Here is a 22567-nt window from a genome sequence, read left to right as displayed (position 1 = left end):
TGCTGATTTAACCGCAGACTCAACATCTTTATCCTGCAATTCAACCAGGGCCCTAAGTGCCTGAACCCTGATAGAAGGCTTCATGTCTGTTTTGACCATGGCGAGCAATGGTGTACCAGCTTCTTTTATCTCCAGTCTTGTTATTGCTTTTACAGCACCGATCCGCACTGCAGAATCTTTATCATTAAGAAGTTGAAGGAATGATTTGGCAACATGGCCCCTGACGGCAGCGGCATCCCTGCTCACAGGTCCTCTCAATCTTCCATCCACCCTGTCAAGTACGGAGGGTTTAGCCCAGGTGCTCAATGCATCTACTGCCTCGGCACGCATTGCTGGTGGGTTAGCATTATTGTTTGCATAGACTATCAGGTTTTGCATGGAGCTGTCGGTGCCTACCCTGAGGTTTGCATTGATAGATCTCCTGATAAGTGGTTCATTTTTGAAACCAGTGGATTTCAAAAGATCACCAAGAGCAGGCAATGCATCCTTTATTGAAAGATCATCATTGATAGCTCTTGCAGTTTCAGTCACTACAAACTCGTCGCTGTCTTTTAAAAACACCGCTATACCCGGATGGCTCATTCTGCGCAACGCAACTACGGCAGCAATACGCAAGGCTCTTGAAGGGTTACCCGCTAATGCAATCAATGGTTCAGCTTTTCCTATACGCGATAATGCGAGACTACCTGCGTGTCTGAGATATGCATCTTCGTCATTGTTTGCCGCCAGTAATTCTATAATAGGATTAACAGCTGGTTCAAATTTCATCCGTCCTAGTGCTTCCGCAGCAAAAAACCTGGTACGGCTGTTTGGATCCTTCAGCAGTGGAATCAATTGATTGCCGGCATTCGCATAACGAAGATCTCCAAGCCATTTAGCTGCCTGGGCGCGGATCTCCGGATCAGCGTCCTTAAGGATGGGAATGAGTAGGTCTGCATGTTTTTTGTCTTTACGTGCAAGCTGGCTGATTCCCCAGATAGCATGTACCCTTGCAAGTTGGTTCGAATTTGAAGCCAGCGCCTGTTTGAAAACCGTCAATCCTTCATCTCCTCTTTTGACCAGTTCAAACTGGGCTTTCAAACGGACACGCATATCCGCATTTTTCAATTGAGCAGCCAGATCTTCTTCACTGAGTTTTGTGAAATCAGTGCCAAGTAATTTTTTTGTTTCCACCCTGGCGGCGCTGTTGGCGTTCGCCTTATCATCCAGTTTCCAGATTCGTCCCCGGTTCATTGTTTCCCAGCCATCTATCCAGTCTGCCACATACAGCGCTCCATCTGGTCCGAAATCGAGGCCGGTGGCCAGCACCCCGCCCAACACTTTCTTCTGTGCTCCCAGTTCGAAAGTTGCGCCCTTTGGATTTAGTTTAAAACTATGAATACCCGAATTTGCTGGGTTACCAACAAACTCAGCTATAAAAAAACTGTTTTTATATTCGGGTCCGAGTGCCGTGCCGGGGTTATAAACCATGCCTGCCGGGCCACTCACAAAATTGCTGATGCAAGGTGTGATATATGCTGCCTGTCCATCCCATCTTGGCAGATACATTTTTTCATCCATCCAGACTTTGTAGGTATTATTATTCGGATCCCGGTACTTGCCGTATTGCCAATTGCTGCGCCATCCCTGATCAGACCCGTTTACGATATAAACGAGTCTTTCTTTTTCGCCGGGATGATCTCCATCGTTGTCTTCGCTGATCAGGTTACCGTATTCATCAAAAACAAATTCGTGGGTGTTCCGGTTGCCATATGCAAAGATTTCGAAATCGCTGCCATCCGGATTTGACCGGGCAACTACGCCGCTGTTTGGATGCGACCAAACCTGTCCATCGGGGCCTTTTCCATTAAATCCTATATCACCGATCTGCCAGTAAATCCGGCCATCGGGCCCCATCTCTACACCAGACATTCCATGCCCGCTAAAGCCGACATGAATACCATAACCGTGAGAGATAGATGTTTTTTCATCGGCTATTCCATCCTTGTTTTTATCTTTCATGCGCCACAGATCCGGGCCAACAGCCACATAAAGATCATCGCCATCAGATAAAACACCTCCGGCAACATCTGTTACCTCATCATGAAAATCATCTACTACCAGTTGCGATTTGTCCGCGACTCCATCACCGTTGATATCTTCGAGGCGATAAACATTTTCTTTTTCAAGAGTCATATCGCGCCAGTCATGCGAGCTATCACCATTGAGATCTGCGAGCCATTCATTTTTTTTACTGTTTTCAGGGGAGAGCGTTTTATGGAGGAAAGCTCTTTTGTCTTCCACAGTTTGAAGGCTGATGGATTCTATTTCCCAATCACGATGCCCACGGATATCAAATTCTGAATTCTTTTGCCTGTTGGTGGTGGTATAATAAATTTTACCCTGGTCGTCGATATCAATGGCAATAGGTGAGATCACCAGCGAATCCACACCCCAGACTTCCAGTGATAAGCCGTCTGCAATCTGCGGCTTGAAGCTAGAGTCGATCTTAGCGGCGAGTTTTGCTGACAGCAGCGTATCGAGTTGTTTGATTCTTAATCCGGTTGTTGTTTCAGATTGCTGGCAACCGGTTGCGGTTATTAAACCCGCCAGTACAGCTAAATAGATAGATAATCGTTGAGCGGGGATTTTCGGTATTCTCATTTCTAATGGTTAAGCTTTTTGATTGTTAGTGCAGCTATCGGGCAACATATTAATTTTGCTGCTGCCAGGTATCTCAGATGAAAAGATATGAATATAGACACTTATTTCAAACAAAAAGCCCGACTGTCATCAATCGGGCTTCACTTGAAATTAAAATTTGATTATTTAATGTTTTCCGCAAACCTTTGAATGTTTTCTATTGCCTTATCCCACATCCCGCTATGAGTTGGGATATATTTTTTAGCCAGCGGGCCGGATTCGGCAATCAATGTGACAGTGCCGTCGGGGGCCGGATCAATCTTAAATACTTCTATATATTCGCCCAGCATTTCACCTGCTTTTGGCTCAATTTCATCATAATAACTTAATACCAATTCGGTGTTTTCAACTTTCTTTTTCACAATACCTCTTGCTCCAACCGCACCATTCAGATCGGTCCAGATAATTGGAGAACCTTCATTCCAATCTGTCTGGGCCAGGGCTCCTTCACCAAATGAATTGGCCCATTTGTTATTGGGATCAAGAAGTACTTTCCATACTGCTTCTGCTGAGGCTTTGATTTTTGATTTTTTCGTGATGATGTCAGTTTCCACGAAATCCCGCAACGAAGTGCCGGTAATGAAGTTCCAGCCTTCAGAAAAGTTTTCGGCTGCCAGATCCGGTTCGTTTGCCGGAAAGCTGTCGAGGCCAGAATGGGTGAGCGTAAGTTTCGTTTTTGTTCCAGGCAGTTCTGCAAGATCAAAAGTCACGAGTGAGGTGCCCGGGTATCCATCATAGCTCCAGGTATAAGATAATTTAGTGACCGGGTGCGCCTCCACAACCTTACATTTATGAAGGTACTTTTTGTCATCCTTGCCACCATAAAAGCTGAATTCAAAACCGGGTTCAGCTTTGAACTCTTCCAGTTCGAAATACCATTCTTTCATCTGATTTTTATCAGTAATTGCCTTCCAGACTTTTTTTATCGGGGCGTCGTAAGTTCTTTCAAATACTAATTGATTCATAAAGAAAGTTATGAGTTATGAGTTATGAATTATGAAAGTAGTGGTGAGTGCATGAGTAATAATTGACATTAAGACAGGTCATTCATAACTCAACACTTACGATTCACATATGATTATTGATTTCGATTTATATTATAAAATTATTTTTTTGTTTTTTTTTCCTGTTTTTCGAGGAAGCTACCTAAAGCATCAAGTTTCTGGTTCCAGAATTTCCGGTAATGATCCAGCCAGCGATCAACTTCTTTCAGCTTGTTGAGGTTTGCGCGACAGAGTCTTTCACGTCCCTGGTCTTCAATTGTTATCAGACCGCATTCTGTAAGTATCCTAACATGTTTTGATACGGCGGGCCGGCTGATTTCAAAATGATTAGCTACCGCATTCAGGTTTAGGGCTTTGGTGGAAACAAGTTTAATGATCTCTCTTCTTGTCGGATCCGCTATCGCCTGAAATACATCCCTCCTGGTTTCCTGCATATGTAACGTTGTGGTTACAAATATATATGAAACCTTTTGGTTACAAAAAAAATTTACTTTTTTTCATTAAGATATTGTCGTGGGCTGAGCCTTAATTTTATTTCTTAGAAGTTGACATTGAAAGCACATTCCATTTTCCACAGGAATCACAATAAATATAGCGATCAATCTTACCAAATTTTTCCACTGGTTCATCCTTGACTTTAATATACCGACTTTGCATTCAGGACAATTAACAATTATCTGCGCATTTTCAGACAAGGCTATTCCTGCGTTCACCCATAATCTGGATACCTCATTCATTGTTTTTCATTTTTCAAAAATTATTCATATTTCGTCGTTACCTGAAGTACTTTCAATTTGTAATATAGGCTCATTATTAATTTTTCTTTTTGTCTAAAAAAATTGAAGGATTACGACAATCCGTTTCATTGTCACAATCAGGTTATGTAGTTCCTGGATGTTTTCTGTAAGTCCAGATAAATAGTTTTAATTTTCGACAATAATATTTGTCTTGCTGATATTATAAGATGTTTGTTGAGAGGCTGTTTCCTGAACTCAGGACAAATAACTTTTATAAGTCGAATAGTAATTATATTAGTTATCACCCATATTAGTTATTACAATTGCCATATTAATTATTCCACATTTTAGTTATCACAATTGCCATTTATGAGATTTAGTAAATTATTTGCAACAATAATATTGCCTGTTTTGTCAGCGGCCATTTTTGAGCCAGCTTCAGGACACGCACTGAATGCTAACTCTGATTCAACACCGGCTGCATATATTAAAGTCGATCTTGCCAAAGACAAAGGAAAGATGGTGCCGATCTGGGCATGGTTTGGTTACGATGAACCAAACTATACTTATATGAAAGATGGAAAGAAGTTATTATCGGAAATCGCAGCTTTAAGTAAAGTACCTGTTTATGTAAGAACCCATTGCCTCCTATGCAGTGGTGATGGCAAGCCTGCATTAAAATGGGGATCATCAAATGCATATACCGAGGATGCAGATGGCCGGCCGGTATATAACTGGCGCATAACCGACAGCATTTTTGATACCTATATTCAACGTGGCATGAAACCATTGGCCCAGATCGGGTTTATGCCGGAGGCTTTATCAACGAATCCACAACCGTATCAGCATAGCTGGAAACCCGGTGATCCTTATAATAAAATTTATACGGGCTGGGCATATCCACCAAAGGATTATGGCAAATGGGGGGAACTGGTTTTTCAATGGGTTAAACATTGTGTTGAAAGATATGGCCGGAAAGAAGTAGAGAGCTGGTATTGGGAAGTGTGGAATGAACCAAACGGATACTGGAAAGGAACACAGGAAGAGTTTTTTAAATTATATGACTTTGCGGCTGATGGATTGAAACGGGCTTTACCTTCTGCGAGGATTGGTGGGCCCAATATCGCAGGTACTTCAAGTGCAGGTGCCACCAGGTTTATGCATGCATTCATTAAACACTGTTTGTATGAAAAAAACTTTGCTACCGGCAAAACAGGATCGCCACTTGAAGCATTGCTGTTTCATGCAAAAGGTAATCCCACATTGAAGGACGGAGTTGTATGGATGAACATGGCGCCGCAGCTCCGCGATATAGAAGCGGGTATTAAAATCGCGATGACATACAACGAAACAAAATCATTACCACTTATTGTGGGAGAATCTGATCCGGAAGGATGCGCGGCCTGCGGAATGGCAACCAATCCATCCAATGCATACCGGAATGGAACGATGTATTCAAGTTATACGGCTGCGAGTTTTGCCAGGAAATATGAACTGGCACAATTATATAATGGTAATCTCACCGGGGCCGTGTCCTGGTCATTTGAGTTTGAAGATCAGCCCTGGTTCTATGGTTTTCGTGACCTGGCTACCAATGGGGTAGATAAACCGGTGCTGAATGTGTTCCGGATGTTTGGAATGATGAAGGGGAACCTGGTCCAGGCGGAAAGCAACCGGATGTATCCGCTGCGAAAGGTGCTCGATTCGAGTATCAGGAACAGTACAGACATAGGTGTAATTGCATCAAAGGAGAAAAAATCTGCTGCAATCATGATCTGGAACTATCATGATGAAGACAGACAGGCGCCACCGGAGACTATAAGTATTTCGATAAATAATCTTCCGGCAAAGACATTCCGGTTGACCGAATTCAGGATTGATAATGAATACAGCAATGCCTATGAGGTTTGGAAAAAAATGGGATCACCCCAGAATCCGGGGGCAGAACAGGTGAAGGAGCTTGAAGCCGCAGGCATGTTGAAAAGCCCTGGAGGGCCCAAAAAACTTCAAACAAAAAACGGCCATTCCCTGTTACAGATTTCGCTGGCAAGGCAGGGAGTTTCACTGCTGACCCTCGATTGGTAAAAAAAGAATATTTGAAATTTCAGGCAGGTTATGATAAAAAGCTATACATCCAGTTCAGATTCAGGCTTTGAATGGATTGACATGGTTGCCCCCCAACGATCGGAAGTGCAGGAAGTTGCCAGGAAGTTTGGGCTACATGAGGCTTCAGTGGAAGATGCCCTTCAACCCGACCATTTGCCCAAATTTGAAAAACTGAAAACCTACAGTTTTGTAATTATGCGGGTTTATGCTGTTGGCAGGGAATCAGAGGCGGATACGGTGCAGGAACTAACCAACAAACTCGCGATATTTTTTTCGGAAAATTTTATTGTGACCGTCCACAAACACGAATGGAAAGATATTGAAACAATAGACAAGGAATTTTTGAAAAACGGTGAATGTAAAAACTCCTTTCATTTATTTAACGAGATAGTGAGATATGGACTCCTGACATTTGATGAACCGGGCGCAAAACTGAACAGAACAATAGATTACCTGGAAGAACGGGTTTTTCTGAAGAACAAAAATTCTCCGTTACTGAAAAGCATGTATTTTCTGAAAAGAAAAGTGGATGTAATAAAGCGTGTTTTGTTATTATCAAACGATATAATCGATCATATTGATCCCCAGGCCAACTCAAATGAATATACCAGGGATATCAGGGACTTGTATGTTAAGCAACAAAGTATATTCGATGCACTTGCTGAAAATACCAACCACCTCGTTGGAATCTATTTTAATATCTCGTCCCAACGTACAAATGAAACCATCAGGGTTTTGACCATTTTTTCAGTGTTTTTTATGCCACTCACCTTCATAGTAGGTATTTACGGAATGAATTTCAGATTTATGCCGGAGCTCAATGAGAAATGGGGCTATCCAGGGGTGATGCTCCTTATGCTGGGAATTGTAATTATTATCTATATCTGGTTTAAAAAGAAAAACTGGTTATGATAGGGCAGTTTTAGATAACGGGGCACCGGGCTTCCTGACTATTTTGTAAATTTGCATACACGCTTGCCTGCCTTTCCGCAAAGCCGGATCATAAAAACGTTAAAATCACCTGCCGGGAAACCCAGGGTTAAGATAATCTAATGATAGTCAATAACCTTTTAAGCTGCCATACCTGTGCTGGTCTCAAAAAATCCAAGATTTCAGGCTATTTATACTTTTTTGTATAAATAGATTTGTACCTTTGCGGCTACAAAAATCAGTATAAAAAAAGTTGAATAATATGGATGAAAAGCTCAGTAGTATTGAACAAACCGTTCTCAGCGACTATAAATACGGCTTTGTAACCAATATTGAGTCTGATGAGGCGCCGAAAGGGCTTGATGAGAGTACCGTACGGTTTATTTCTGCCAAAAAAAATGAACCGGAATGGATGCTTCAATGGAGGCTGAAGGCATTTCAACAATGGCTGAATATGAAAGAGCCGGATTGGGCAAATATCGATTATCCGCCTATCAACTACCAGGATATCATCTACTATTCTGCCCCAAAACAGAAAGTAACGGTAGACAGCCTGGATGATATCGATCCTGAACTAAGGGCGACTTTTGAAAAATTAGGTATTTCCCTGAACGAGCAGAAACGATTGAGCGGTGTTGCTATAGACGCAGTAATCGATAGTGTTTCTATTGCCACAACTTTTAAAACACAGTTGGCGGAGCAGGGAATTATCTTTTGTTCCATGAGCGAAGCAGTACGTGAGCATCCTGACCTGGTAAAAAAATATCTCGGTTCCGTAGTTCCGGCAACGGATAATTATTTTGCTGCTTTAAACGCCGCGGTATTCAGCGATGGTTCCTTTTGTTTTATCCCTTCAGGGGTTCGTTGCCCAATGGAGCTTTCAACATATTTCAGGATCAATGCCGAAAATACCGGCCAGTTTGAACGTACCTTGATTGTTGCAGAACCAGGTAGCTATGTAAGTTACCTGGAGGGTTGTACAGCACCCATGCGTGATGAAAATCAATTGCATGCAGCTGTGGTTGAACTGATTGCCCAGGATCATGCAGAGATAAAATACTCAACTGTGCAGAACTGGTACCCTGGTGACAAGGAAGGTAAGGGTGGGATCTACAATTTTGTGACAAAAAGAGGTATTTGCCAGGCGCATGCCAAGATATCCTGGACCCAGGTTGAAACCGGTTCATCCATCACCTGGAAATATCCCAGCGTAATTCTGAAAGGTGATTATTCAACCGGAGAATTTTATTCAATCGCAGTCACAAATAACCGCCAGCAGGCAGATACCGGAACGAAAATGCAACACCTGGGCAAACATACCCGGAGTCGTATTGTTTCAAAGGGTATTTCAGCAGGCTTCAGCAATAATAGTTATCGCGGGCTCGTGCACGTTAGCCGTAAGGCAACGAATGCAAGAAATTTTTCGCAGTGTGACTCATTGTTACTTGGTGATAAATGCGGTGCTCACACCTTTCCATATATAGAGGTTAAAAATAACAGTTCAGTAGTTGAACATGAAGCTACTACCTCCAAAGTGGGTGAAGATCAGATTTTTTACTGCAATCAACGCGGTATGGATACCGAAACTGCTGTAGCACTGATCATCAATGGTTTTGCAAAAGAAGTAATGAACCAGTTGCCGATGGAGTTTGCCATTGAGGCCCAAAAATTATTAGCTATCAGTCTGGAAGGTAGCGTAGGTTAATCATCAAAAAATAAAAACAAGTAGATAATATGTTGCGCATTCAAAATTTGCAGGCAGGCATAGAAGGAAGAGAGATTTTAAAAGGTATTAACCTGGATATCAAGCCAGGTGAAGTACATGCTATTATGGGGCCAAACGGCTCCGGTAAAAGCACGCTCGCTTCTGTTCTTGCAGGCAGGCAGGATTATACCGTTTCGGGTGGTTCTGTAGAATTTCTTGGTAAAGATCTGTTGGAGCTCTCCCCCGAGGACAGGGCCGGCGAAGGACTTTTTCTTGGCTTTCAATACCCTGTCGAAATTCCGGGTCTGAGTACAACAAACTTTATTAAGACTGCAGTGAACGAAGTGAGAAAGTACCGTGGTCTTGAACCCCTGGATGCGGTGGCATTTCTGAAGATGATGAAAGAAAAGATGAGTTTGATGGAAATGGAACAGACTATGCTGAGCCGTTCATTAAATGAAGGATTTTCCGGTGGAGAAAAGAAGAGAAATGAAATCTTCCAGATGGCTATGCTTCAGCCGAAGCTGGCGATCCTTGATGAAACTGACTCCGGGCTTGATATTGATGCGATCCGTATAGTAGCCAATGGTGTAAACAAATTGCGTAATAAAGATAACGCTGTATTGGCCATCACGCATTATCAGCGTCTGCTCGACTACCTGGTTCCTGATTTCGTTCATGTATTATACAATGGCCGGATCGTGAAATCCGGCACCAAAGAACTGGCAATTGAGCTGGAAGAAAAAGGATATGATTTTATCAGGAACGAAATGCATCAGGAAGAGGAAGTATCATAAATCAGGAAAGTACGCATGAACAACAATACATATCTTAAAGAATCATTCGACAGGCTCAACCTGCCGGGCAGCAGCCCACTTTCGTCTATCAGGAAAGCTGCATTCAAATCTTTTGACGTTATGGGCATACCAACTGTGCGTCATGAAGAATGGAAGTATACAAGGATCAGCAGCTTGTTTAATAAAGAATACCAGGTTTCTTTTCAGAACCCCACTTCCCTTAATGCAGCTGAGTTTGCACCCCTGAGATTGCCAGGTCATGAAGATGCCAGTGAACTTGTGTTTGTAAATGGCATGTATGTACCGGGCCTTTCCAATCTGAAGGCTTCCGCATTCGGCATAACTTCATTAGAGGAAGCTGCAGCTAATCAATATAGTGAAATTGTAAGTGAACATTTTAATCATAGCAGCAAATACCTTACTGATGGTGTTCAGGCCTTAAATACTGCTTTCATTGATGGTGGGGTTTTCATGCACGTACAACCAAGGAAGTTTGTAAAATATCCCGTTTACATATATAATATCACGGATGCAAGAGTAGCATCGGTCTTGTCGCAACCACGCAGCCTGATTCATATTGGGCAGGGAGCGCAGGTTCAACTGGTTGAAACTTATATCACGCTTGGCACCTCCGAAAGTATGACAAACGAAGTGATGGAGATAGTTGTAGAACAGGACGCGATATTGGAATACTACAAAATACAAAACGATCAAAGCAGTGCCAGCCAGGTAAGTACTACACATATCAGGCAGGTTGGTAAAAGCGTGGTTCATACAGTTACCGTTTCATTAAATGGTGGTATCGTTCGAAATAACCTGCATGCTGTACTGGGAGCCCGCTTCGCTGAAGCACATTTATATGGTTTGTATTTTCAACAAGGGCAAAGTCATATCGATAATCATACAATTGTCGACAATGTGATGCCTGATTGCCAAAGCAATGAATTGTATAAAGGCATACTGGATAATAATTCAACCGGTGTCTTTAACGGTAAGATATTCGTGAGGAAAGATGCACAGAAAACAAATGCATTCCAGTCAAACAAAAATGTTTTGTTATCTGAAAATGCAAATGTCAATACCAAACCCCAACTGGAAATTTTTGCAGATGATGTAAAGTGTTCTCATGGTTGTACCATTGGAAGTCTTGACGAAGAAGGTCTTTTTTATCTTCAGTCAAGAGGTGTTCCAAAAACCCAGGCGATGGCCCTTTTGCTACAGGGTTTTGCACTTGACATCCTTGAAAAAATTAAACCTGCCCCGATCCGTGCATATGTTGAAGATTTGATTGCACAACGTTTAACAGCAGATGTATTATGATCACAGCACAAAAGGCAATACCCGTTTTGGATATAGAATCTATCAGGAATCAATTCCCGGTTTTGAAAAGAACGGTGAAAGGCAAGCCCCTTGTTTATTTTGATAATGCCGCGACTTCACAGAAGCCTCAGGTCGTTATAGATGCGCTTGTCGGTTATTATTCCGGTTTTAACGCGAATATCCATCGTGGTATCCATTCTTTGGCTGAAGAAGCAACGGCCGCATTTGAAGCAACCCGTGACACGGTTCAACAATTCATAGGCGCCGAGAAAAGGGAAGAGATCATTTTCACAAAAGGTACCACCGAAAGCATTAACCTCGTAGCGGCTACCTGGGGAAGGGCAAATGTGAAAAATGGAGATGAGATCATTATCTCAGCTATGGAGCATCATTCCAATATAGTTCCCTGGCAGTTGTTATGCCAGGAAAAAGGTGCTTTGTTGAAAGTGATACCCGTGAATGATGAAGGTGAAATCTCTCTCGATGATTTCAAACAGCTGGTTAATTCAAGAACAAAGATCGTTTCGATAGTACATGTATCAAACGCGCTGGGTACCATCAACCCGGTTAAAGAAATGATTGAGATCGCTCATAAGGCCGGTGCGGTAGTTTTTGTAGATGGAGCTCAGTCCAGTGTACATCTCGACATCGATGTCAGAGATCTTGATTGTGATTTTTTTGGTTTTTCTGCACATAAAGTATACGGCCCTACAGGTGTCGGAGTGCTTTATGGTAAAAAAGAAATTCTTGAAGCCATGCCCGTTTACATGGGTGGTGGCGAAATGATCAAGGATGTAACTTTTGAGAATACTACCTACAATGAACTTCCTTATAAATTCGAAGCAGGTACTCCAAATATCGCGGATGTAGTTGCCTTCAAGGCAGCACTTGATTTTATTACAACAATCGGTAAGCAAAATATAGCAAGACATGAAAATGCTTTGCTTGCCTATGCTACCGAAAAGCTACAGCAGATCCCGGGTGTTACTGTAATAGGAAGATCTGCTCACAAAACCGGTGTACTTTCTTTTGTTATTAAAGGTGTTCATCCGCAGGACATGGGTATCATGCTCGATAATAACGGCATAGCGGTGAGGACCGGTCATCATTGTGCGCAACCATTAATGGCTTGTTACAAAATACCCGGAACAATTCGTGCATCATTTGCTGTCTACAACACAGTTGAGGAAGTTGATGCCCTGATTGCAGGTATCAACAAAGCACTCAGGGTGCTGTTATAATTTTTACAATGAGTGGATCAATGAGCATACCGCAGACGGAGCAGGAGATTATTGACGAATTCGCGCTTTTTGACTCATGGGACGATAAGTATGAATACATTATTGACCTGGGAAAAAAACTGGCAGTGCTGGATGATGAATATAAGACCGATAATAATAAAGTAAGAGGTTGCCAATCTACAGTTTGGCTGGCCGCATTTTACAACAATGGGATTATCACTTTCAAAGCCGAGAGTGACGCGGTGATCGTAAAAGGTTTGATCAGTATGCTTATCAGGGTATTGTCTGATCATACTCCTGATGAAATTCTTGATGCAAAACTGGATTTTATTCAGAAGATTGGCATGACATCACACCTGGCACAAACGCGTTCGAACGGCCTACTTTCAATGGTGAGGCAAATGAAAAATTATGCCCTGGCATTCAAAGCAAAAACTGAAAATTGAAATCATGGAAACAACTGAATTGAAACAAAAGGTTATAGATACCCTGCATACCATCTTTGATCCCGAGATCCCCGTTAATATTTATGAACTCGGGTTGATTTATGAAGTAGAGATACTGCCTATTAATAATGTACAGATAGTAATGACCTTAACCGCCCCTAATTGTCCGGCTGCACAATCACTTCCAATAGAAGTGGATCAGAAAGTGAGGGAAATAGAAGGAGTGAATGATGTACATGTGTCGGTTACCTGGACACCAGCCTGGGATAAATCCAAGATGTCGGAAGCGGCACAACTTGAATTAGGAATGTTATAAAAACTTAACATGAAGATTACCGCTCAGGAAGAATATGGTTTACGGGTGTTAATCCGTATCGCAGGATGCCGGAACAAAGAAGGTATGAGCATCCCCCAGTTAAGTGAGGCAGAAGGGCTCACGAGTCATTATGTTGCTAAACTTACGCGTAATCTTCGTATGGCCGGCTTTATTAATTCTACCCCAGGTTTAAAGGGTGGATATGTTCTTGCACGTCCTGCGCAGGAGATCATAATTAATGATGTACTGAAAGCGCTTGGCGGTGCATTGTTTGACCAGGCATTTTGTAAATCACATGCCGGGAGCGTCAGATTATGCAATAACTCAGTTGATTGCTCGGCGCGGTCCCTATGGCAAATGATCCAATACACAATGGACAAATTGCTCAACCAGATTACTCTCCATAACCTGGTTAATTCCGAGTCGGAATCATCACGTATGCTTGAACAGATTCTTAGCATCGCTAACAACGAAAGCATCGGGAACAACGAAAGAAACGCCGACAACGAAAACATCGTTGACAACGAAAACGTGGCTGACAACGAAAGCATCACTAACAAGGAAATTCCCGAATTGAAATCATAGTCACTCCTGGCTGTTTCAATACCCTCAGTGGCGCAACTTACCCCGTAGATTGACGTTTAAAGCCCCCCTTGTGGAACCCTGTTATGGTTAAATTTGCCATAAACCCCGGGTTGTGAAATTATAAACAGTTTTTTATGGTGGAAGTTTTCAAAACAACGGTCTGTGATTCCTATTATGCCAAACTATTGTTGCGCAAAATACATGCGCGTTTCCCTGTGTACCAGGCGAATTTTGATCTCAGTGACTGCGACCATATTCTTCGCATCAAATCCCCGGGAAGCATTGATGTTTACCACGTTTTGCTTATCATCCGAAGTTTCGGTTACCAGGCAGAAGTATTGCCAGATGAGGTGGTTTTAAGAACCTGATATGAAACCATTACCGATTTCTTTTAAAACTATATTGTTTTATTATTTTGTTAAAAGTTTTTTCACTGTTTGCCAATCCAATTTTTCAATTTGGCAAGATCGTTGTGTTTTGGCAGGATCATTGTGGAAACTTTTGGACAAGAAAATCTCCGGGTAAGTTTGCGGTATAATTAATTGTTATTCAATCTTCCAGAAGTTTAAGTCGCCTCTAAAACCTGAAAATGCTCTTTTCTGACTTTCTCTTTTTCTTAATTATTTCTGAAAAAACCTTTGTTTTATCAATTTTTTTTTCCATTTCCAATTCAAGGCACAATAATAGTATAGTGTAGGAGAACCAGTAGATCACACTATGAATACAAAGGCCACAACTAGCGATTTTATCGTGGTCATTCCATGTTATAATGATTTGACCGGCCTTTTTAAAGCGCTGTCTACTGTTAAATATGACAGGCAATTTTCGATCCTGGTAATTGATGACGGAAGTGCGGAGCCGATAAAAAGGGAAGATATAACGCCAGTTTTCCCGCCCTCTACAACGATTGAATTAATACGCTTGTCACCTAATGTTGGAATAACAAAAGCCTTAAATGCGGGCTTGAACTGGATCCTCGATCCTACAAAAAATGTTATTGACTATAAATATGTAGCAAGGCTGGACTGTGGTGACCTTTGCGATGAGAACAGGTTTAGTAAACAAGTGAATTTTTTAGAAGAAAATAATGATATAGATCTGCTTGGAACCTGGTGTGTATTCGAAAATTTTGAAACTGGCGACAAATTTGTTTATACAACACCAACGGAGGATAAGGAAATAAGGCGGGCGATGTATTTCAGGAACATTTTTATTCATCCGACAGTCATGTGGCGAACACGGATTTTAAAAAAGAACAACAGTTATCCTGAAATATTTCCACACGCTGAAGACTACGGTCTTTTTTATAAATGGATGGATGCAGATATAAAAACTGCAGTATTACCTGAAGAATTGGTCACCTGCCGGATAAACACAAAAGGATTATCGCTTACAAACCGAAAGGGTCAGTTAAAGAGCAGGCTTAGTGTGATCAGGACATTTGGAAAAAACAGGGTATTGAGAGCTTTGGGAGTGATGAAATTGTGGGCTTTGATGGCGATTCCATACCCCCTCGTTTTTAAAATGAAAAAAATGCTACTTGGTCAAAGTAAAAATTAATGGTAAAAGATAAAAAGATAGGTCATGAAGATTGTACATGTGGTTGAACCTTTTGCATCGGGAATTGCGGTATTTGTAAAATCATTGGTGGATAATATGAAAGATGACTTTCATATTATCATTCATGGTGAACGTGAGTCGGTGATGAAGGCAGTTGACGTCAGGAAATCATTTACCGGTGCAAACGTCCGTTTCATCAGATGGAATCATGCTCAGCGAGAAATCAGTCTGGGTAAGGATCTGCGTGCTTTTTTGGAGTTGTACCGCATACTTAAAGAACTGAAGAGTGATGGTGATGTTGACGCTGTACATCTGCATTCGTCAAAAAGTGGATTCCTGGGCAGACTTGCCTGCAAACTTGCGGATATCGACAATGTTGTTTATACACCTAATGGTGCACCTTTCCTGGTGAGCACAAAAAAAGTAAAGAATTTTTTTTACAGAATTTTTGAAAAGGTTGGAAATCTTTTTGGAGGCAAAGTGGTTTGTTGTTCATTGTCGGAAATGATTGCTTATCGCAAGATTGGCATAGACGCAATCAATATTAATAATGGCGTTTCACTTAAACCAAATGCTCCTCTTCCTGAAATAAGGAAAGAAAAAGGAGTTTTCCAGGTAGTAACCTGTGCGCGGATTACAAACCAGAAAAATCCAGGTTTATTTAACGAGATAGCTAAACAGTTTGAGCACCTGAAGCAGTTCCGTTTCATCTGGATAGGCGACGGAGAGGACCGGGATATATTAACAGCATCTAATATCACTATTACTGGTTGGGTAGCACCGGTTACCTCAAAAAAGCTGATCAGCAATGCTGATGTCTACATTTCAACTTCAAACTTCGAAGGATTATCGTTTTCTGTACTCGAAGCACTGGCGCTAAAAAAACCCGTGTTATTAAAAGATTGTGTTGGAAATAAGGATATGGTAAAAAGCGGGTTGAATGGCGATCTTTTTGATACTGCTGAAGGTGCAGTGATAAAAATTATGCAGTATGCGAATAACCCCGATATGTTGCCATTGATGGGAGAGTATTCGAATGAATTTTGCAGGAAGGATTTCAATATTAACTCAACCAGTCTGATGTACAGGAATCTCTATAACGGCATTTTCAATTATAGCTATCAAAGTTCTTAAATAAACTATGGAAAACGATATGTTGTTAAACGGATTTATGAAAACCGATGCGGAGCTCGGTTTGCAGTCAGAGACTGAAAATCTAGGTGAGATTACTGAGAAGCTTGATGACATACTTCTTTACCTACGGAATGAATTGCAGGGCAAACAAAAAGTTATTGAAAACCAGGCCGCAGAAATCCTTAGAATGCGTGGGGTCATAGAAGAAAAAACAGACCTTGTACAAGCTATGAAGGAACGTGTAGCTGAGATAGAGCAAAAGGCAGAAAGCAATCGTCAGCTTATTAATAAACTGCTTGGGGATATTAGTCATTACCAAAAAGACATTGAGTGGTACAAACGTACCTACGAAAAAAGGAGTCTGTGGGGTGTAATGAAGGAAAAACTTGCGAAGGTTAACCTCCCACCAGAAAAACCTGAATAATGCTGATGAATGAAATTTATACAAAAAAAGACAGATTTTTTCAACGAAGCGATAGAACAGATCCTTTTAATTATAGCGATGGTGATGAGACTGAGAATTATCTTCTCAGGATAATTGAAGAGGCAGCTGACCTATCCATTTCATCTCCGCATTGGAACCAGCATATCATTGATTGGCCAACCAAATATCATTTGTCGCCTCAGCGTGCAGATTTGTTGCGACCGTTCCAACATAGTTTTCAAAATAAATCAGTTCTGGAAATCGGATGTGGCTGTGGAGCTATCACAAGGTTCCTCGGAGAAACAGGCGCGCGGGTCACTGCGTTGGAAGGTAGTGCACGCCGATGCAGAATTACGGCTGCACGTTGCCGTGATCTGGCTAATGTCCATGTTGTTTGTGATAATTTTCAAGAGTTTCATTCAACAGAGAAATATGATCTTATAATTCTGATTGGTGTGCTTGAATATAGCAACATTTTTATAGATGGTGTTCACTCCGCCGTGGAACTGCTGCATATGGCTAAAACCATGCTCAGTCCAAATGGTTCTCTGATAATAGGAATCGAAAATAAACTCGGATTAAAATATTGGGCCGGCGCACCGGAAGACCATGTGGGCAAACCTTTTTTCGGCATTGAAAACAGGTATGACGATCACACCCCGCAAACTTATGGCCGTGTCGAACTTGAAAACCTGCTTCATTCAGCCGGACTTATTCATAGTGAATTTTTATATCCCTTTCCGGATTATAAACTTCCATCAATTATACTAAGAGAAAAATCGATGCAGGCAAATGTGCCTGAACCTTCAAACCTGATTATTCCTGCAACTGATCATCCACAGTTCAAATCATATTATCCAAACTTCGTAACCGACAGAGCCTGGAAAGAAGTTATCAATAACGAACTGACACCTGACATGTCGAATTCATTCCTGGTAGTGGCCTCTACGCATTCACCTGTCGATTTGTTACCGGATGAAACATTCGCTTATATTTATAGCTCTGGCAGGTATCCATCCTATAGAAAGGCAAATACCTTTGTTCAGACAGAAGCCGGAACACGTATTTTGAGAACCCTGATTAATGCAGGTTATCCGGCGCGGGACAATGCTTTGTTGTCACAGGTGATCGAAGATGAAGATTATATTCCCGGATCGATTTATTTCCTGGAATTCCAGGATATCATTTCGAAAACAGGATGGTCAATAGAACAATTGGTTGACTGGTGTGCGCCATATTACAGATTTGCGATGAAGTTAGGTACCCAGTCTGGACGGGTATCTATGATCAATGGTTCATTTCTCGATCTGACTCCCTTTAATATTATTAGAACACCAAATGGAGAACTGAAATACTTTGACCAGGAATGGGTAACAAATGACGAATTGCCACTACGTTATATCATATTCCGTGGGCTATACTTTTGTTTTTCACGTCCTCTGTATTTCATGCCCCCCGCATCAGGAACACCATTAAATGCTTTTGAACTTATAACAAGGATCATCTCTGCTTTTGAGCCGGGCAGTGTTGATGCTTCCGATGAATTCTGCAGACTCGAATACAAGTATTTCGGACCAGTGAGCGTTGATCCTGACTATGTTCCTGTTAACTTCCAGCTCAATCTTTTTGCAGATACACTTTCTCCTTCGGATGAGTTAACCAGTCTACCCATTCCGCAACTTGAAGAAGTAGCTGTTAAATGTTATCTTGGTGTTGAAAAGGAAGAATTTTTAGAAATTAATTCAATCAGTTCAGTACTTGAACTTGTAGAGGAAAGAGTAAGTTATACATTCCGGTTTAGCAGACCCCAGGATTCATTGCGCAACCCGCAATCAAACTTATACCAGAGCTCAAAGTCAAATTCATCAACCAGTGTTCAATCGCGTTCTTTTAATAAGATCAGGATCTGTTTGTCTGACAAACCAGGATTGATAAACTTTTATTCTTACAAGGTAAAAGACAATAAAGGAAATAAACTGGCAACAGGTATTGCAGCTAAGACCAGCCCAATGCAGTTGAGGGATATTATCTCAGTTGAAGGCAAAGGCCATGAACCACATTTTGGATTTATTATGTTTGCCGGAGAACCGTCCCTAGAGATAAGTTTTCCTTCTTACAATTTTGAAGAGCAACAATCATTTCTCGACTTAATTATCGAACTAAGCCGGGCGACTACCAACGAACATGCTGAACTCAGACAATCATTATCCAACCTGCTGTCTATTGAAAAGCATGCTGCTTCCGATGCCCAATATCACGAGCCGGTTAGAAATCAGCTCGCTTCCATGACCCAGCGACTTTCAAAAAATGCAAGGACGGATCTTGAAAAACGTTTGGTGGAAATGGAACTACAGCTGGAAAACCTAAAGTCTGAAATTAAGGATGAACATTCAATGAATGAAACACTTAAAGGACACATTGCCGCCACACGTTCTATGGAAGAAGAAAATGCGCGTCTCCTGAAAACGATAGAATGGTATCAGAATACTTATGAAAAAAGGTCGCTGGCAGGTATCATTAGTACCAGGCTAAAAAGTTTCCTGAAGAGAATTTACCTGAGAATACTGAACTTTCTCCTGGGTACAAGGTTCGTTAGGAACAGGTACGCCATAAATTATATGCTTGAATATACAAGAGATAACGGCTTGCGTAATGCCTTTTCTTCTGTAATCAAAAATATCCGTGAGCACGGTTTCAAAACTTTTACAAGTGCCCGGAGACTAGCCCTCGAAGCCATGAACAGGGCCGCTGCTGCTAAAGCACCAAGGCCGGCAGAACCTTCAATAGAAGAAATCTATCCCCCGGAAAAAATGAAAAAGGACATTCAGGGTTTCCGGCTTAAGCCATTGATCTCTGTTATTATGCCAACTTATAATACCAGTCCGGCTCTTTTAAAATTAGCAATTGACTCGATAAGGAGCCAGGGTTATAGAAACTGGGAACTTTGTATCACGGATGATGGTTCCACTTCTCCGGAAACAAAGGAATATTTGCTCAACTATGAAACTGATTCCCGTATAAAAATAGCATTCCTTGAAAGGAATGTCGGAATTTCCGAAGCATCCAACCATGCAATAAAAATGAGCACAGGTGATTTAGTCGCCTTATTTGATCATGATGATGAACTTACACCTGATGCCTTGTTCTGGGTTTGCCGGGAACTCAATGAATATCCTGATACTGAGATCATCTATTCTGATGAATGCAAGAAAGATGAGAAAGGAGCAACTAGTGATTATTTTCTAAAACCAGACTGGAGCCCGCAACTGCTGCTTAACATGATGTATGTCGGGCACCTTACTGTTTATAAAAAGTCATTTCTTCTTGAAAAGGTTGGTATGTTCAGGTCAGCATTTGATTTTTCGCAGGACTATGATCTTATTTTACGCGCAACAGAAAAAACAACAGCAATAAGGCACATTGCCAGGGTCCTTTATTATTGGAGACAGACGACGGGCTCAGCTGCCCAGGGTGAGAAACCTTATGCAAGGAAAAGTAATCTCAATGCACTGGCAGATGCAATGAAACGTAGGAATATCGATGCAGGAATTATCGGACTTCCAACAGCAAATCGTGTGAGAATGAACCTGGAAGAAAAGCCACTGGTTTCTATTATCATACCTACCGACTCAATTCCTAATCTGGCGGCAACCATTGACAGCATCGCTCAAATAACAAAGTATGCAAATTATGAAATTGTGCCTGTTACGAATTCGGGAGTTATTTCTGAGTTGGCAAACCGATACCAGGATTTGAACCTGAATTATGTGAGATATGATAAGCCATATAATTTTTCAGATAAATGTAATGTCGGGGCCAGCGGTTCAAATGGCCCGGTACTGATTTTTTTAAATGATGATGTGAGGCCATTGCAGGACGACTGGATCGAAAATACTATTGAGTACCTGTTGTTACCAGGAGTTGGAGGAGTATCACCGAAGCTTATTTATGAGGATGACAGCATTCAGTATGCAGGCATGGTAACCGGCGTCAGAAATCTAACCGGGACCTCTTTTCATTGTTATCCTGCAAATTCAACAGCTTATATAAATTTTCCGCAGCTCACCCGTGATGTATCCATTTTATCCGGTGCATGCCTGGCGATGAAAAAAGAACTGTTTTTATCAATCGGCGGCTTTGATGCAATTAATACACCAAGTGCACATTCAGATGTTGATCTGTCATTCAGGATTATTGAAGCGGGGTACAGATGTGTGTACACTCCATATGCCGAACTCAGGCATATAGGGCATCTTTCGCTTAAATCATACGAAGAGAAAAATACAACTCATAAAAAAGATAAGGCTGATATATTCCTGCTGCACAGATGGCCAACCTATGTTGCCTCTGACCCATATTTTCCTTACCCGATGCGTGACCTCCTGTATCATGATTCTCCTGTACCGGTAAAAATCTATCCGGGCCGGCAGAGTGATTACCAGGCTTCAGATAAAGATGTGATACTGGTTTGCCATGACCTAACCCGAAGCGGGGCGCCTATTATGTTGTACAATATATGTACGGTATTATTGAGGCAGGGATATTTTGTGGTGGTGTACTGTGCAAAAGATGGTCCGTTAAAGTCAATGTACAATGAGATTGGAGTTACCGTTTTCATAGACCCGCTTATTCTGACGAATCATCATTCATTTGAAAAGTTTGCGATCAACTTCAATTATATTATCTGTAACACAGTTGTCAACTGGCCTATTGTAAGGCAGATGCAGGATAAAGTTAAAACAGTCTGGTGGCTGCAGGAAGCAAAAGTAATTGACCATTTTATTAACGAGCAGGATTTCATTTCAACGCTGGGTTCAGCTAACAATATTGTTGGAGTTAGTGATTATTCGCTTGGAATGATCAGGAAATATAATAGTAAATACCGCAAGATTTATAACGCATGTTACGATTTTTATGATCCTGCTAAACACGACAAAGATCCTTCGGCCAGGATTAATTTTACAATTGTTGGTTCCATAGAAAGCAGGAAGGGACATGATGTCTTGTTCAAGGCTCTTGGTTTCCTTGAAGAAGAGATACTTGACCGTCTTGCAGTGCGGGTCGTTGGAAGAGTGCTTGATCCCAATTTTGACGCAATGATCCGTCAGCAAATACCCGCTAAAGCGGTTATAACTTTTACCGGTGAAATATCGAATGCAGAAGCCGTCAGATTGGTTGCCGGAGCAGATGTTATTGTGTGTCCTTCCAGGGATGATCCGTTCCCGGTTGTATTGGTAGAAGGCTTTTGCATGTCAAAGACTTGTCTTGTTTCAGATGCGACCGGTTTTGCTGAGTTGATTGAACATGGAGAAAATGGATTTGTATTCGCTTCCGAAGATGCTGAAGAACTTGCCGATATAATGCGAAATATTGTATTGCGTTCTTCTGAATTAGATCCGATCGGTCGAAGTGCCAGGGAAGTTTATTTAAAAGAACTCAGCATACCCGTACTTGAGCAACGACTTTTACCTTATCTCGAGGCCTTAGCCGACCCCACACTGAAACAAACAAGAAAAGGTAAAGTGACTTATAAAAAAACAGGGACAACTTTTCAGACAATCTAGCAATTCATTCATCACC

The 22567-nt window shown here is 41.6% G+C and carries 17 protein-coding genes; 14 read left to right on the top strand and 3 right to left on the bottom strand.

What is annotated here, in order from left to right:
- The 3 genes from VK664_RS23805 to VK664_RS23795 all read right to left on the bottom strand — a co-directional run.
- On the bottom strand, positions 1-2643 hold a 2643-nt coding region (locus VK664_RS23805; RefSeq protein WP_461401218.1), incomplete at its 3' end, for a DUF7133 domain-containing protein.
- Positions 2644-2804: 161 nt separating this feature from the next.
- Positions 2805-3647, bottom strand: coding sequence for an SRPBCC family protein (locus tag VK664_RS23800; RefSeq protein WP_461401217.1), 843 nt, complete (start codon positions 3645-3647; stop codon positions 2805-2807).
- A 140-nt stretch (positions 3648-3787) separates the two neighbouring features.
- Positions 3788-4120: an ArsR/SmtB family transcription factor gene (locus VK664_RS23795; RefSeq protein WP_461401216.1), complete on the bottom strand. Its 333-nt coding sequence runs from the start codon at positions 4118-4120 to the stop codon at positions 3788-3790.
- Between the two features lie 672 nt (positions 4121-4792).
- Here VK664_RS23795 and VK664_RS23790 point away from each other — a divergent pair.
- The 14 genes from VK664_RS23790 (at position 4793) to VK664_RS23725 (ending at position 22551) form a co-directional block, all read left to right on the top strand.
- Positions 4793-6508 (top strand): GH39 family glycosyl hydrolase, encoded by a 1716-nt coding sequence (locus tag VK664_RS23790; RefSeq protein WP_461401215.1) that lies wholly within the window; start codon positions 4793-4795, stop codon positions 6506-6508.
- A gap of 30 nt (positions 6509-6538) precedes the next feature.
- Positions 6539-7441: a magnesium transporter CorA family protein gene (locus VK664_RS23785; RefSeq protein WP_461401214.1), complete on the top strand. Its 903-nt coding sequence runs from the start codon at positions 6539-6541 to the stop codon at positions 7439-7441.
- A gap of 280 nt (positions 7442-7721) precedes the next feature.
- Complete coding sequence (gene sufB, locus VK664_RS23780) at positions 7722-9164, top strand: Fe-S cluster assembly protein SufB (protein ID WP_461401213.1); 1443 nt, start codon at positions 7722-7724, stop codon at positions 9162-9164.
- A gap of 29 nt (positions 9165-9193) precedes the next feature.
- Complete coding sequence (gene sufC / locus VK664_RS23775) at positions 9194-9961, top strand: Fe-S cluster assembly ATPase SufC (RefSeq protein ID WP_461401212.1); 768 nt, start codon at positions 9194-9196, stop codon at positions 9959-9961.
- Positions 9962-9976: 15 nt separating this feature from the next.
- A complete protein-coding gene (sufD, locus tag VK664_RS23770; RefSeq protein ID WP_461401211.1) occupies positions 9977-11281 on the top strand; it encodes a Fe-S cluster assembly protein SufD in 1305 nt (434 codons plus the stop codon).
- Entirely contained in the window at positions 11278-12522 is a 1245-nt protein-coding gene (locus VK664_RS23765) for a SufS family cysteine desulfurase (protein ID WP_461401210.1), read from the top strand. The genes sufD and VK664_RS23765 overlap by 4 nt, the downstream gene beginning before the upstream one ends.
- An 8-nt stretch (positions 12523-12530) precedes the next feature.
- Positions 12531-12968 carry a SufE family protein gene (locus VK664_RS23760; RefSeq protein ID WP_461401209.1) on the top strand — a complete coding sequence of 146 codons (438 nt, stop codon included), beginning with the start codon at positions 12531-12533 and terminating at the stop codon, positions 12966-12968.
- Positions 12969-12972: 4 nt separating this feature from the next.
- A complete protein-coding gene (locus VK664_RS23755) occupies positions 12973-13284 on the top strand; it encodes a DUF59 domain-containing protein (protein ID WP_461401208.1) in 312 nt (103 codons plus the stop codon).
- Positions 13285-13293: 9 nt separating this feature from the next.
- Entirely contained in the window at positions 13294-13869 is a 576-nt protein-coding gene (locus VK664_RS23750) for an RrF2 family transcriptional regulator (protein WP_461401207.1), read from the top strand.
- 134 nt (positions 13870-14003) lie between these two features.
- Positions 14004-14237: a hypothetical protein gene (locus VK664_RS23745; protein WP_461401206.1), complete on the top strand. Its 234-nt coding sequence runs from the start codon at positions 14004-14006 to the stop codon at positions 14235-14237.
- Positions 14238-14586: 349 nt separating this feature from the next.
- Positions 14587-15429 (top strand): glycosyltransferase family 2 protein, encoded by an 843-nt coding sequence (locus VK664_RS23740; protein WP_461401205.1) that lies wholly within the window; start codon positions 14587-14589, stop codon positions 15427-15429.
- 24 nt (positions 15430-15453) lie between these two features.
- Positions 15454-16563, top strand: a complete 1110-nt coding sequence (locus VK664_RS23735; RefSeq protein WP_461401204.1) for a glycosyltransferase — start codon at positions 15454-15456, stop codon at positions 16561-16563.
- Between the two features lie 7 nt (positions 16564-16570).
- Positions 16571-16987 (top strand): hypothetical protein, encoded by a 417-nt coding sequence (locus tag VK664_RS23730; RefSeq protein WP_461401203.1) that lies wholly within the window; start codon positions 16571-16573, stop codon positions 16985-16987.
- A 5-nt stretch (positions 16988-16992) separates the two neighbouring features.
- The gene (locus VK664_RS23725; protein WP_461401202.1) at positions 16993-22551 is read left to right on the top strand and encodes a glycosyltransferase; all 5559 of its coding nucleotides are present in this window, start codon (positions 16993-16995) and stop codon (positions 22549-22551) included.
- Positions 22552-22567 lie beyond the last annotated feature (16 nt).

It is taken from the genome of Flavitalea sp. (assembly GCF_035489435.1).
Taxonomy (GTDB): Bacteria; Bacteroidota; Bacteroidia; order Chitinophagales; family Chitinophagaceae; genus DATHKG01.
This window is presented reverse-complemented; position numbering and strand designations above follow the sequence as displayed.